Annotated in this window: 15 protein-coding genes; 6 read left to right on the top strand and 9 right to left on the bottom strand. The window is 57.5% G+C overall.

Going from position 1 to position 13,784, the window contains the following annotated elements:
- Positions 1-12 precede the first annotated feature (12 nt).
- The 4 genes from BFP70_RS06890 to lpdA are packed head-to-tail and all read left to right on the top strand — an operon-like array spanning position 13 to position 2,586.
- Positions 13-336: a hypothetical protein gene (locus BFP70_RS06890; RefSeq protein WP_066010625.1), complete on the top strand. Its 324-nt coding sequence runs from the start codon at positions 13-15 to the stop codon at positions 334-336.
- On the top strand, positions 333-725 hold the full coding sequence (locus BFP70_RS06885; RefSeq protein WP_066010624.1) for an MAPEG family protein: 393 nt from the start codon (positions 333-335) through the stop codon (positions 723-725). The genes BFP70_RS06890 and BFP70_RS06885 overlap by 4 nt, the downstream gene beginning before the upstream one ends.
- 12 nt (positions 726-737) lie before the next feature.
- Positions 738-1,145 carry an MAPEG family protein gene (locus BFP70_RS06880; RefSeq protein WP_066010623.1) on the top strand — a complete coding sequence of 136 codons (408 nt, stop codon included), beginning with the start codon at positions 738-740 and terminating at the stop codon, positions 1,143-1,145.
- Between the two features lie 55 nt (positions 1,146-1,200).
- Positions 1,201-2,586 (top strand): dihydrolipoyl dehydrogenase, encoded by a 1,386-nt coding sequence (gene lpdA, locus BFP70_RS06875; protein ID WP_066010622.1) that lies wholly within the window; start codon positions 1,201-1,203, stop codon positions 2,584-2,586.
- Between the two features lie 75 nt (positions 2,587-2,661).
- On the opposite strand, the gene BFP70_RS06870 is transcribed toward lpdA, so the two are convergent.
- From BFP70_RS06870 to BFP70_RS06830, 8 genes are all read right to left on the bottom strand, one after another.
- Positions 2,662-3,165, bottom strand: a complete 504-nt coding sequence (locus BFP70_RS06870; protein ID WP_066010621.1) for an acyl-CoA thioesterase — start codon at positions 3,163-3,165, stop codon at positions 2,662-2,664.
- A gap of 136 nt (positions 3,166-3,301) precedes the next feature.
- Positions 3,302-3,769: a cyanase gene (cynS, locus tag BFP70_RS06865; protein ID WP_255356628.1), complete on the bottom strand. Its 468-nt coding sequence runs from the start codon at positions 3,767-3,769 to the stop codon at positions 3,302-3,304.
- Positions 3,770-3,804: 35 nt separating this feature from the next.
- Positions 3,805-5,541 carry a bifunctional protein-serine/threonine kinase/phosphatase gene (locus BFP70_RS06860; RefSeq protein WP_066010619.1) on the bottom strand — a complete coding sequence of 579 codons (1,737 nt, stop codon included), beginning with the start codon at positions 5,539-5,541 and terminating at the stop codon, positions 3,805-3,807.
- Positions 5,542-5,598: 57 nt separating this feature from the next.
- Positions 5,599-6,453: a formate/nitrite transporter family protein gene (locus BFP70_RS06855; RefSeq protein ID WP_066010618.1), complete on the bottom strand. Its 855-nt coding sequence runs from the start codon at positions 6,451-6,453 to the stop codon at positions 5,599-5,601.
- A gap of 29 nt (positions 6,454-6,482) precedes the next feature.
- Positions 6,483-6,809: a nitrite reductase small subunit NirD gene (gene nirD / locus BFP70_RS06850; protein ID WP_066010617.1), complete on the bottom strand. Its 327-nt coding sequence runs from the start codon at positions 6,807-6,809 to the stop codon at positions 6,483-6,485.
- Positions 6,806-9,253, bottom strand: a complete 2,448-nt coding sequence (gene nirB, locus BFP70_RS06845) for a nitrite reductase large subunit NirB (RefSeq protein ID WP_066010616.1) — start codon at positions 9,251-9,253, stop codon at positions 6,806-6,808. The genes nirD and nirB overlap by 4 nt, the downstream gene beginning before the upstream one ends.
- A gap of 425 nt (positions 9,254-9,678) precedes the next feature.
- A complete protein-coding gene (locus tag BFP70_RS06835; RefSeq protein ID WP_066010614.1) occupies positions 9,679-10,326 on the bottom strand; it encodes a GntR family transcriptional regulator in 648 nt (215 codons plus the stop codon).
- A gap of 48 nt (positions 10,327-10,374) precedes the next feature.
- Positions 10,375-11,088 carry a M48 family metallopeptidase gene (locus tag BFP70_RS06830; protein ID WP_255356627.1) on the bottom strand — a complete coding sequence of 238 codons (714 nt, stop codon included), beginning with the start codon at positions 11,086-11,088 and terminating at the stop codon, positions 10,375-10,377.
- A gap of 127 nt (positions 11,089-11,215) precedes the next feature.
- Here BFP70_RS06830 and BFP70_RS06825 point away from each other — a divergent pair, with 127 nt between their 5' ends.
- Entirely contained in the window at positions 11,216-11,545 is a 330-nt protein-coding gene (locus BFP70_RS06825; RefSeq protein ID WP_066010613.1) for an FYDLN acid domain-containing protein, read from the top strand.
- Positions 11,546-11,669: 124 nt separating this feature from the next.
- Positions 11,670-12,776, top strand: coding sequence for a DNA polymerase IV (gene dinB, locus BFP70_RS06820; RefSeq protein ID WP_066010612.1), 1,107 nt, complete (start codon positions 11,670-11,672; stop codon positions 12,774-12,776).
- Between the two features lie 30 nt (positions 12,777-12,806).
- Here dinB and BFP70_RS06815 read toward each other — a convergent pair whose 3' ends face one another.
- Positions 12,807-13,676 carry an N-formylglutamate amidohydrolase gene (locus BFP70_RS06815; protein WP_066010611.1) on the bottom strand — a complete coding sequence of 290 codons (870 nt, stop codon included), beginning with the start codon at positions 13,674-13,676 and terminating at the stop codon, positions 12,807-12,809.
- Positions 13,677-13,784: the final 108 nt, after the last annotated feature.

The raw sequence follows: 13,784 nt of genomic DNA, 5'->3' as shown, positions 1-13,784 counted from the left end.
AACGGCCTGCCGATGACCCAACCACACCCCAATCTGGAAACTGATCAGACCGCTGCGGCCTCTGTGGCGACGCTGAAGACTGCGGCTGTTAAACCGCTGCGTGACGTGCTTGTAACCTGGGCCGCCCGCACGGTTGTTTTGGCCGCAATGGTCTGGGGGCTGAACAAATGGGCCGGCCCTGTGCCCGACTGGGCATGGATGGCCTTTGGCGGTTGGGTGATCTTTGATCTGTGCACCACTGTATCGCTGCGCGCAATGCGCGGGCGCAGGGTTGAACAGGTCACGAAGGAGGTCGAGACCTGGGCCGCAGAAGACGAACGGAACTCTGACGCATGACGCCTGAACTCGCTGCCCTTGCCGCAACCGCTTTGATCCATGTCGTAGCCGTTATGTGGTCGCAAAGCTCACTGGAAGCAGATGTGGGGCGCAAAGCCAATGTCGGCACGCGGCACAATCTGGACCAACGGCTGAGCGAGCGCACGTTGCGCCTGCGCCGCGCCTTGCACAACCATGTTGAGAATACCGGACTGTTCATCATTGCGGTGATTTTGGTGCAATTCACTGCGTCCAGCGGGTGGTTTACTGGGCTCTGCGCGTGGGTATTCGTAGTCGCACGCGCAATCTATTTGCCCGCCTATGCGTTTGGCTGGGTGCCTTGGCGCAGCTACATCTTCATGGCCGGGTTTATGGCCTGTGCGGCGATGATCGTCGCCTCGTTCTTCTAAGGGGAGCTCATTATGCCACCTGTCGTCACTGCCGAGCTGCTTGCGCTGGGGGTTGCGTTGATCTTGCATATCGCGCTGATGTGCCTGTTCGCGCTACGCGCCAATTTGGAAATTGGGCCCGGATATACGCTTGGCCCCCGCGATGGCGCGCCCAAACACCCGCTTTCGGTCGTAACGGCACGGTTGCAGCGCGCAGTGAACAATTCCTTTGAGAGTTTGATCTTGTTCGCACCTGCGGTGTTGATGAATGTCGTGTCGGGCCAGTCAGGGCCGATCACCACGGCCCTGTGCGGCATCTTTTTGGTCGCCCGCATCGCCTATATCCCCGCCTACGCTTTTGGGCTGACGCCCTGGCGGTCGCTTGTTTGGGCGATCGGTCTTTTCGCAACGCTGGCAATCGTGATCGCCAGCCTGATCTGAAACACTTATGGCGGGGATATGCCCTGCCAAGCACCTGACATTTAGGAGCAAACCAATGGCAGAATTTGATGTAATCGTGATCGGTGGTGGCCCGGGTGGCTATGTCTGTGCCATCCGCTGCGCGCAGCTGGGTCTAAAAACCGCCTGTGTCGAAGGGCGCGAGTCGCTTGGCGGCACCTGCTTGAATGTGGGCTGCATCCCGTCCAAAGCCCTGCTGCATGCCACGCATGAACTGCATGAAGCAGAGCATAACTTCGCCAAAATGGGCCTGAAGGGCAAATCGCCTTCGGTCGATTGGAAGCAAATGCAGGCCTATAAACAAGAGGTCATCGACGGCAACACCAAAGGTATCGAATTCCTGTTCAAAAAGAACAAAGTCACCTGGCTGAAAGGCTGGGGCTCGATCCCCGCGGCCGGTCAGGTCAAGGTCGGTGACGACGTCCACACCGCGAAGAATATCATCATCGCGTCAGGGTCCGAGCCATCGTCGCTGCCCGGCATCGAAATCGATGAGAAAACAGTTGTGACCTCCACCGGTGCGCTGTCGCTTGGAAAAATCCCGAAAACCATGGTCGTGATCGGCGCGGGCGTAATCGGGCTGGAAATGGGCTCGGTCTATGCGCGCTTGGGCACCGAAGTGACTGTTGTGGAATATCTGGACGCGATCACCCCAGGAATGGATTCCGAAGTTGCGAAAAACTTCCAGAAAATCCTGACCAAGCAAGGGCTGAAATTCGTGCTGGGCGCAGCGGTTCAGGGCGTCGACACATCGGGCGGCAAGGCCAAGGTCAACTATAAACTGAACAAAGACGACAGCGAAGCGACGATTGAGGCGGAAACCGTCTTGGTTGCCACCGGTCGCAAACCCTTCACCGATGGTCTGGGCCTAGAGGCCTTGGGCGTTGAATTGATGCCGCGCGGGCAGATCAAGACCGACGGCCATTGGCAGACCTCGGTCAAAGGCGTTTATGCGATTGGCGATGCGATTCAGGGTCCGATGCTGGCGCATAAGGCCGAAGACGAAGGTATGGCCGTGGCAGAGGTTGTCGCGGGCAAACATGGTCATGTCAATTACGACGTCATCCCCGGCGTGATTTACACCACGCCAGAGGTATCCTCGGTCGGGAAAACCGAAGACGCGCTGAAGCAAGAAGGCGTGAAATATAAGGTCGGAAAATTCTCCTTTATGGGCAATGGCCGCGCAAAGGCCGTGTTCCAATCGGATGGTTTTGTGAAGCTGATCGTGGATGAAAACGACCGTATCCTTGGGTGCCACATCATCGGCCCAGGCGCGGGCGACCTGATCCATGAGGTCTGCGTGGCCATGGAATTTGGTGCATCCGCCGAGGATCTGGCGCTGACCTGCCATGCGCATCCAACCTTCTCAGAAGCCGTGCGCGAAGCTGCGCTGGCCTGTGGCGATGGCGCCATTCACGCCTGATTGTATCACATGCACGACACAACAAAGGGCGGCCAATCTGGCCGCCCTTTTGCATAAAAACATTTAGGTTTCAGCTTAAAGCTTGGACTTACTGGCCACGGCAGCCATGCGGGCGGCATGTTCCTTACGCAATTCTTTGCGCAGGCTTGCAGCCTCCCAGCGGCGCTTTTCGGCCTCGGTTTCGGCCTTAAGAGGCGGCACTTCCATCGGCTTTCCGATCTCATTCACCGCGACCATCGTGAAATAACAACTGTTGGTGTGACGGCGCCAGCCTGCGGTAATGTTCTCTGCCTCAACCCGGATGCCAATTTCCATTGACGAGCGCCCGGTATGATTGATCGCCGCACGAAACCGGACCAATTCCCCGACCAAAATCGGCTCTTTGAATGTCACCTGATCGACCGACAGCGTCACCGCATAGCTGCCCGAATAGCGCGACGCCAAGGTAAATGCCACGCGGTCCAGCTCGGCGAGCAGCGCACCACCATGCACCTTGCCCGAAAAATTCGCCATATCCGGCGTCATCAAGACATTCATCTCAAGCGTCTTGCGTTCGTCTTCGGTCAATCTATTGGTCATTTTGGGGGCCGCCTCCGGTTGTCTACTGCTATAAGACACGCGACCCGGGGATTGAGAACCCCCGGACCGCATGTCAGCGGAACACCACCCTGACCGTGTGACGAAAATTCACCAATTTTCAGGCAGGGCTGCGCGATTACCACGCATTATATTGCAAATACTTGCCAGACATCTCGACCTTGACGCGGTCGCCTTTGGGCGATGCAACGCGGGTCACTGACATATCGAAATCGATCGCAGACATGATCCCGTCGCCGAATTTTTCATGGATCAGGGCCTTAAGCGTGGGACCATAGACACCGACGATTTCATAGAACCGATAGATGCAAGGATCGGTGGGCACGGTATAGGCGAATTCTTTGGTCGGGCTTTCGGTCAACACATCCACCGCCTGAGCGGGCAATTGCAGCAAATCAGCCAGTGCTTGGGCCTTTTCTTGCGGAAAGGCGTTCATACCAGCACAGGCGGAATGGGTGAACACCGGCGACATACCAATCGCCACCGCGATATCCTCCCATTTCAGGCCCAGCTTTTTCTTCGCTGCCAAAATCATCAGGCTTACGTCGTCTTTGTCCAGCATGTCGGGGATAGCAATCGTCGTCATCATCATCTCTCCTGTTGAAAGTCCTGTGTTGATCGTCATCGTCCAAGCTGGGCAGCCAGAATGACCACCACCAGCGCCAGTACCCCCGACACGGTTTTCCAAAATCGCACCGGATCGCGCTCGGCAAAGGGGATATGGCGGCTGAAATCGGCCCTAGGTTGGCGCAGCGCCCCAATAAATTCGCTAAGCGCATCAAAGCGGCGCAGCGGATCGGGGTGGGTGGCCTGGCGCAGTGCATCATCCACCCATAGCGGCACGGCGCGGCTGTCATCATCATGTGCCGCCCGATAGCGCAGCCGGTCGCGGTCCCTGCGCGAGCCGATCCGCGCCACCTGTGCCCCATAGGGCAGATTGCCTGTCAGCATTTCATAAATAATCACGCCAAGGCTGTATTGATCGCTGCGCCAGCTGATCTGATCGCCCGACATATATTCCGGCGCGGTATATTGGAACGTGCCAGGCAATGCGCCCGACAGCCCCGGCGCTGCCTCTTCCAACCCAGCCACAGCGGTGGATCCCAGATCAATGATCTTCACCGTGCCGTCGCGATCAATCAAAATATTTTCGGGCCGCAGATCCTGATGGATCATTTCACGCCGATGAAAAGCCCGCAATCCACGCGCAAGCTGTTCGGCCAGATCGCGGATCTGACCCAAATCTGGGCGCGGCGTATCCGTCATCCACTGGCGCAGGGTCTGGCCCTCGATATATTCGCTAAGCACATATAGGCCGGTGCTGGGCTGCACCCCCTTGCCGGCGCGGATCACATGGGGTGAATGGATGCGCCGGGCGATCCAATCCTCTAATACGAAACGGCGCATCTGCAGGGGATCATCACGCAAATCACTGGCTGGGATTTTTAACGCCATACGCGTGCCATCCGGCGCCTCAACCAGAAAGACATGACTGCGCGAGGTCGTGTGGATATTGCGAATAACCCGCAGCCCGTCGATCACTTGCCCCGCCTGAGGCAGCGCCGGTATTGGTCGCGCCAACGCATCCGCCAGCAGCGCGGCCCCCGTTGCATCCGGCAGGGTTTCGACCCTCAGCAATTGCACGGTGACATTGTCACGCGCGCCCAAATCCAATGCCGTCTGCACCAATGCGTTGGCCGCGCCTTGCAATGTGGCGCATTGCGCAATCGCATTGGCCACCAGCGGCGCCGACAAAACGTCATGCGCCCCATCGGTCGATAAAACGAACACATCGCCAACGGCAACCGGCACGACGCGGCGTTCCACCTGCACCGGTTCACCAATTCCCATAGCGCGGTCCAGATAGCTATGCGCTGTGCCCAATCCCGCGCGGTGATCATCGGTCATCGGCTCAAATGACCGGCCCGACAATCGCGCGATACGGGTGTCGCCAATGTGGAAAATATGCGCCTCGCGCCCCTTCAAGATCAGCGTCGAAAGCGTGCAGACATAGCCCTGATTGGCATCAAAGATCCCGTGGTGGGTGTTTTGTGCCGCAAGCCACGCATTCGTGGCTTCGATCACGCGCATCGCGGCTGTATCAACCGGCCACAGTTCAGAGGCATCGTAGTAATCGCTAAGCACCGCATTGACCGCTGTCTGGGCGGCCAGATGAGACACCGGGCTTGTGGAAATCCCGTCGGCAATCGCCACCACAATCCCTTTGGTTAGCAAATCCACAGCCGTTTTCGGAATAGACGCGCCACAAAAATCTTGGTTTTCGGGTTTACACCCCGCGACAGAGCATTGCCCAAAGGCAATCGTCAATCCCGGTTGCTCCACGCCGTCATTTCCCATGCGCCCCCCAAATAAAAACGGCCCCCGCAGGTTAGCAGGGGCCGCCGGTATCATGCCTTATTCTGCAGGCATACGGTCTGTCATGTCGCCATTGGCACCAAGTACGGGCTTGCGTGAGGGCGATTGTTTGAAATGCGTGGCATAGATCATGCCGCCGACAAAGGTCAGGCCACCAACAAGATTGCCAATAACCACCGGGATTTCATTATAGGCCAGATAATCGAACCAGGTGAATTCACCGCCCAGCATGATGCCCGATGGGAACAAGAACATGTTCACGATGGAATGTTCAAACCCAAGGTAGAAGAACACGATGATCGGCATCCACATCGCCATAATTTTCCCTGACACGGACGAGGACATCATTGCCGCGACAACCCCTGTCGACACCATCCAGTTGCACAGCACAGCGCGGGTGAACACGGTCAGCATCCCTGCCGCACCAGCCGACGCATAGCCCAGCGTGCGGGCCTCGCCGATTTGGCCGATTTTTTGGCCAACAGCATTGGGTTCCGCCGAAAAGCCGGTTGTGAACACAATGGCCATCATGACAGCAGTGGTGAGCGCACCGGCGAAATTACCACAAAATACCAGACCCCAATTGCGGAACACGCCGCGCCAGGTGCAGCCCGGCCGCTTGGCAACTACCGCAAGCGGCGCCAGGGTGAACACCCCGGTCAACAGGTCAAACCCCAGAAGATAAAGCGTGCAGAACCCAACCGGGAACAGCAGCGATGCCACAAGGAAATTCCCTGTATTCACCGCAATCGTCACCGCGAATGCGGCGGCAAGTGCCAAAATGGCACCGGCCATAAAGGATCGGATCAACGTGTCCTTGGTGGACATGAAAATTTTGGATTCACCGGCGTCAACCATCTTGGTCGAAAACTCGGCTGGCGTGATATATGACATGGTTTTGTGTCCCTAATTGGAAGGTTGGTTTAAAGGCCAAGAAAGACGGTGCCGTCCTCGATCTTGATCGGGAAGGTCGCTGTCTGCCCTTCGTCGGCCCCCTGTGCTGCCCCACTTTCAAGTGAGATGACCCAGTTGTGCAGGGGACAGGTGACACAGCCGTCATGCACGATCCCTTGGCTTAGTGGCCCGTTCTTATGCGGACATTTATCTTCGAGCGCGAACACCCGGTCGTCGCTGGTGCGAAACACCGCGATGGTCATGTCCCCATTTTTGACGCAGCGCGCGCCCTTGCGGGGAATGTCGGAAACCTGACCGATGGCGGACCAACGTAGGGTGGTTGAGGTGGCGTTCATTCTGCTGCCTCCAGTTTGATATCTGCCATAGGGGTGAATTCATGCGCGTCTTTGCCGGAAACAAATTCGGCCCAAGGATCGATCTGCGCGAATTTTTGCGAATAGAGGAACCGCTCATAGAAGCCCTTGCGGGCCTCGGCGTCATTGATGATCAGGTCATTGATCGCGTCATAGCCAAGCCGGTCTGCCCATTTATAGATCCGCTCCAGGTAGAACCCTGTCTCGCGATAATACTGGGTCAGCGCGCCAACATATTCAAACACGTCCTCTTCGGTCGGGACCGTGCACATTTTGGTGGTGCCTTGAATATGCAGACCCGCCGCCCCGCCATAAAGAATTTCATAGCCGCTATCGACACAGACAATCCCGATGTCTTTGCAGGTGGATTCCGCACAATTGCGCGGGCAGCCAGACACCGCCAGTTTCAGCTTCGCCGGGCTCCACGAGCCCCACAGCAGCTTCTCAAGGCGCACACCCAAACCAGTGCTGTCTTGTGTGCCAAAGCGGCACCAATCCGTGCCCACACAGGTTTTCACCGTGCGCAAACCCTTGGAATATGCCGCGCCAGAGATCATGCCGGCCTTGTTCAAATCGTCCCATACCGGGATCAGAGCTTCTTTCTTTACCCCCAAAAGGTCGATCCTCTGACCACCGGTGACCTTCACCGTAGGAATGTCGAATTTATCGGCCACATCGGCAATTGCGCGCAGCTCATCAGGGGTGGTCAGGCCGCCAAACATCCGGGGCACAACCGAATAGGTGCCATCTTTTTGGATATTGGCATGCACGCGTTCATTGATGAAGCGCGATTGCTGGTCGTCTTGATATTCACCTGGCCATTCGGACACGAGGTAATAATTGATCGCGGGGCGGCATTTTGCGCAGCCCTCAGAGGAGCGCCACTCCAGCGTTTGATACACATCCTGGATGGATTTCAAACCGGCGCGTTTGATCGTCTCACGCACGACCCCATGGCCATGATCGGTGCAGCCACAGACCGGGGTGACCGACTTTTGCTCAAATGCGTCACCCAGCGTCGCGGCCATGACACAGGCCACAAGATTGGTGCACGTGCCACAAGACGCCGATGCTTTGGTATGCGCACGCACCTGATCCAATGTGGTCAGGCCCTGATCATTGATCGCCGTGACAATTTGCCCTTTTGAGATCCCGTTACAGCCACAGATCTCCGCGTCATCCGACATTGCGGCCGCTGCTGCGACCTCATCAAAGGCACCACCGCCCTGATGGCGCTGGCCAAAGATGATCGTCTCTCGCATGTCCGAGATATCGGTGCCGGCTTTCAGCATTTCGTTGAACCAGCCGCCATCGACGACATCGCCATACAAAACGGCGCCGATGATCTTGTTGCCATCCAGGATCAGGCGTTTGTAGCTGCCACGTGTCGCATCGCGCAGCACGATTTCTTCGTGGCCTTCACCGAATTGGCCCACGGAATACAGATCGCATCCGGTCACTTTCAGCTTGGTCGGCGTATCGACGTGTTTAAAGCCTGCTACCTCGTGTCCCGCCAGATCTGCGGCGACGATTTTCGCCATATCATAGAGCGGTGCAACCAACCCGTAGACCATGCCGCCCACTTCGGCGCATTCGCCCAACGTATAGATCGACGGATCCGAGGTGCGCAGGTGATCATCGGTTACGATCCCGCGATTGACCTCCAGCCCTGCATCTTTGGCAAGCTGCACATTGGGGCGAATCCCTACCGCCATAACAACCAGTGACGCATCAATCACGGTGCCATCGTCCAGCTCCACGCCGGTGACCTCGGTGTCGCCCAGAATTTGCTTTGTGTTGGATTGGCAGCGAACGTCGATACCGCGGTCTTCCAATGCCTTTTGCAGCAGGTGACCTGCCGCCGGATCCAGCTGACGCTCCATCAAGGTCGGCATCAGGTGCAACACGGTGACATCCATGCCCTGATTTTTCAGCCCGGCCGCAGCCTCCAGGCCCAGCAGGCCCCCACCGATCACAACCGCGCGCCCGCCACGATTGGCTGCGGCGATCATGTTTTGCGTGTCATCCAGATCACGATAGGCCAATACGCCTTCCAGCTGATGGCCCGGGCATGGGATGATAAACGGGTTCGACCCGGTAGCAATCACCAGCTTGTCGTAATGCACAACCCGGTCACGTTCTGACGTAACGGTCTTTGCAGCACGGTCGATGCCGATGACCTTTTCGCCCATGTGCAATGTGATGCCATGGCTGGAATACCAGTCTTCGGTGTGAATGATAATGTCTTCATAGGTTTTGTCACCCGCCAGAACCGGCGACAACATGATGCGGTCGTAATTCACCCGCGGTTCGGCGTTAAAGACTGTGACGTCATATTCCGCGCTTGCGTCGAAAAGATGTTCGAGCATCCGACCCGGCGCCATGCCGTTGCCTACGATAACCAATTTTTGCTTGAGCGAACTCATGGCTGTCTCCATGTCATCTGGGGGCGCAAACGCCGATCCAACTGTGGCGTTAGTGAAAACGCTGGGGCTGAAAAAAGGACACGGATCAATAAGACGGATGCCGCATCCTCGCGAACTGCCAATGTCAGTGCGGTTGCGCAGCCCCGTTGCTGCTGCCCATATTCGGGCCTTGATCTTGGAAAATGCCACGCCTTTGTGGCCATCAAAGGTCAGTCAACGACCTTGTTGTTCTTGTGATAACCGTGTCGCGCAGGCTGCGGCAACAGGTTTCTGTCAAAACTGCGGCAATGCAGCAAATGGGACGGCTGCGCGCGCAAACCACGCTCAGCGCACAACCAAAGCCCCAAAAACGATGATTAAATTTTCCGCTCTGTGAAAACTTGTCCACCAAGACCGAATACGCCCGGCGGCGAATCCCTGCGCCTTTATTGTGCCAGATGCCGCAGTCCGTTGCTGACATCGGTACGGATGGCCAGACGCAGTCCGGGTTCATCGCCATGGCGCAGTGCCGATAAGATCATCCGGTGGTGGCGCGGCGGCTCGGCCCGCATCGTGCGGCCATACAGGGCACGCATCGTCGGACCCAATTGCAGCCAGACCGTTTCAATCACCGCCAGTATCGCCGGGGCTTGCGCGCGCAGATACAGCGTGCGGTGAAATTCCAGGTTGGTGCGAATATAAGCGACGGCGTCTTGTTTCGCCACAGCTTCGGCATTGGCCGTGTTGATCGCCGACAGCCGATCAATCAACGCCAAATGCGCACGCGGCAGGGCGCGCGACGCCAGCTCTGGCTCGATCAGGGCGCGCAGGGCTGCCAATTCCTCTATCCGTTCATTCGACAGTTCCGGCGTCATCACACGTCCAGATGATGACAAGAACAACGCCCCTTCCGCCACCAACCGGCGCAGGGCCTCGCGCACAGGTGTCATAGACAGATCATGGTCTTTGGCCAAACCGCGCAGGGTCAGGGCCGTGCCCGGTGCAATTTCCCCATGCATGATCTGCTGGCGCAATTTGCGATACAGTCGGTCATGCGCAGCGGTTTCGATTTGGCGTGTGGTGATCGTGGTCATAGCCGTTATGTGATCACAAACTGTGATCAAGTCAATCTGTCGCGCAGATCAATCCGCCGTGTCAAAGCGGATCGCATGCAGCGCCGATCCCTCGCGGCGCAGCCAGGCCCGATGCGTTGCGTAATCAGGACAAATTGCCCCCACCACCGCCCAAAATGCCGGTGAATGATTCATCTGTGCCAGATGTGCGACCTCATGCGCGGCCACATACTCCAACACCACCGGCGGTGCCATCACCAGCCGCCAGCTGTAGCTAAGCGATCCGTCCGCACTGCATGACCCCCAACGCGACCGCGTGTCACGCAACGTGATTTTGCGAAAGCTGCGGCCAATCTGGGCGGCATACTGCTCGCTTGCGGTCTGTAACCGTTGCCGCGCAATATGGCGAAACAAGGTCTGCACTCGCAGGGCCAGCCGCGCAGGATCCTCGGGCACAAGGATCTGACCGGCTTCGATACGTGGCGCGCGCAATTTAGCGGGAACGATCAGATGCTCAACCCCGTCGAATGGGATCATCTGCCCAAATGCGACCTGCCGCACCGGCGCGATTTGTCCCAGCGCTTTAATCAACCAATCGGTTTGCGACACCGCAAAAGCAATTGCATCCCGTTCCTTGGCACGCACAGGCAAGGTCAATGTGACCCGCCCATCGGCACGCGACACACGCAACCCATAGCGGCGCGCCCGCGCGGAAGGGCGCAACGTGATTTCAACCCCCGGCAAGCCCGGCAATTCAATGTTTTTCACGCGATCCCGGGTCACAATGGCCCCTTTATGCAATGTTGACAGCGAACCCACGCAATCCTTTGCGAAAAGGCTTTGACAGGGGGCATTCCTTGTGGCAGTTGGCTGCGACTCTCATTTTACTGAGTGCAGCCAGGAGAATTCCATGCCCAAAGAGGAATGGGGCGTCAAGCGCCTCTGCCCGCATTGCGCCAGCCGGTTCTATGACCTGTGCCGCGACCCAATGATCTGCCCGGTCTGTCAGAACAGCTTTACGCTGGAAAGCATGGCAGGCGGACGCGGTCAGGTGCTTGTGGCCGACAAGAGCGGCACCAAGAAAGACGATCTGGAAGTTGAAGAACTGCCAGATGACGATCTGGACGACGATGCAGCCGATGTTGATCTCGATGATGATCTGCTCGACGATGACGATGATGACGACAATGTCTCGCTGGACGAGATTGCGGATGTCAGCACAGATGACGACGACAATTGATCGCAATGATCTGGTCTTGAATAAGGCGCGAGGGGTTCTTCGCGCCTTTTCTTTTTGTCTATGGCGGCGCGCGTGCTAAGCGCATATGCTTGGATTATTCCGCCCAAGCGACAATATAATACGCATGACCGGACCTGCCCCCGACACCCGCCGCATTTTACATATCGACATGGACGCGTTTTTCGCGTCGGTCGAACAGCGCGACGATCCGCGCCTGCGGGGCAAACCGGTGGCGGTCGGTGGCAATCGCGCGCGTGGCGTGGTGGCCGCCGCCAGCTACGAAGCGCGGCGCTTTGGCGTGAAATCAGCCATGCCATCAGTGACCGCCGCGCGCCGGTGCCCCGAATTGATCTTTGTGCCGCCCAAATTTGATACCTATCGCAGCGTCTCTGACCAGATCCGAGCGATCTTTCTGGAATATACCGATCTGGTCGAACCGCTTAGCCTTGATGAGGCCTATCTGGATGTCAGCGCGGCCTGCGCACAGGGCACAACCGCCACCGCAATCGCCCAAGACATCCGCCGGCGAATCTTTCAGGACGTGCAACTGACCGCGAGCGCTGGCGTCAGCGTCAACAAATTCCTTGCCAAGCTTGCCTCTGATCAGGACAAGCCGGACGGGCTGACCGTCATCCGTCCGCATCAGGTGGCGGATTTTGTTGCCGGCCTGTCTGTCAGCCGCTTTCACGGCGTAGGCCCTGTGACCGAAGCCAAGATGAAGGCGCTTGGCATTGTCACCGGTGCGGATCTGCGGACATGGGCGCTGGCAGATCTGGCACGCAATTTTGGCTCTTCTGCCGAACATTATTGGCGCATTGCGCGCGGTATCGACACACGCCCCGTCCAACCGAACCGAGAACGCAAATCCATCGGTGCTGAACAGACGTTTGAAACAGATATCACTGCCCTGCCCGACGCCTGTGCGGCATTACAGCAAATCAGCGACAAGGTCGCACAACGTGCAGCCCAAAAGCACATGCGCGGCCATACAATCACGGTAAAGGTGAAGTTTAACGACTTTCAGCAAATCACCCGGCAAGTCACGCTGCGTACACCCACACGGGAAAGTGCCGAAATCATGCAGATTGCGGGCAAGCTGATGGCGGACATCTTCCCCTGCCGCCCCATGCGTCTGCTGGGCATCAGCCTTTCCTCACTGCTTGACGATGCGCAAATGGCCGCGCCGGTGCAACCCAGCCTGTTTGATTTGCCCCCCGGCGATTGGGCGTAGGGGCGATTGGGTGTAAGGTAGGCAGCCCGATCATTCTGCCGCCAATCGTTGATCGGCGCGACGACCCACATCCACAATTTGCGCAACGGCCTGATCCATCAGTGCCGCGAAACTGTCGAAATTCGGCCCCGGCGCGACGACGCCTTCTGTCAGATAAAGGGCGCGGTTGATTTCTACCTGCACGACATGATGCCCTGCCATAGGACGCCCATAATGCTGTGCGATATAAGCCCCGGCAAAGGGTGAATTCAGCCGCACAGACAGCCCGGCTTGCGTAAAAATCTGTTCCAACTGCTGTGTGATCCGGGCGCTTGCAGCCCCGCCATGGCGATCCCCCAGAACGATATCGGGCTTATGCGCCCCGAAGGCTTCTAACGCTTCACTGGGCATCGAATGCATATCAACCAAAATCGCCTGACCAAAGCGCCGGTGCAGGCGTTCCATTTGCCGCCTGACCTCATGATGGTAAGGTCGCCAGATATTGACCAGACGGTCCTCGGCCTCTGCGCGGGTGATTTTGCCACTATAAATCGCCCGCCCTCCTGAAACGACACGTGGAATCACCCCAAGCCCGGCGGCGATTCGTCCAGAAATTGCCCGCGGCACCACATCATCAATAACGGCTGGGTCCAGCTCGGTTTCATCGCGGTTCAAATCCACATAGGCACGCGGATAACGCGCGGTGATCGCCATTGCGCCATGATCCGGCGCGCTTTGCACGAATCGATCCACATAGGCATCTTCCGACGATCGAAGCCGCGGCAGATCCAAAACCGACCGCGCCTGAAAAGAATCGGGATAGTCACGACCGCTATGCGGTGATGCAAACAGGACCGCTGTGCTGTGATCATGTGGTGCATGCAGCGTGTAACTTGGGGCGAATGGCGATAAACGGGTCATGCAGGCTCCTATTCAGGACATTTATTGTAGGCTTATTGAAATTCGTTTCAAAACCCTCTTGAAAGCCGCGCAAAGTCCTTTTATAGACCGCCCACACCGATGAAGAAC

Source organism: Thioclava sp. SK-1 (assembly GCF_001705665.1).
In the GTDB taxonomy this organism is placed as follows: Bacteria; Pseudomonadota; Alphaproteobacteria; order Rhodobacterales; family Rhodobacteraceae; genus Thioclava.
Note: the sequence above shows the minus strand (reverse complement) of the source record. Positions and strands in the feature narration are given on the sequence as shown.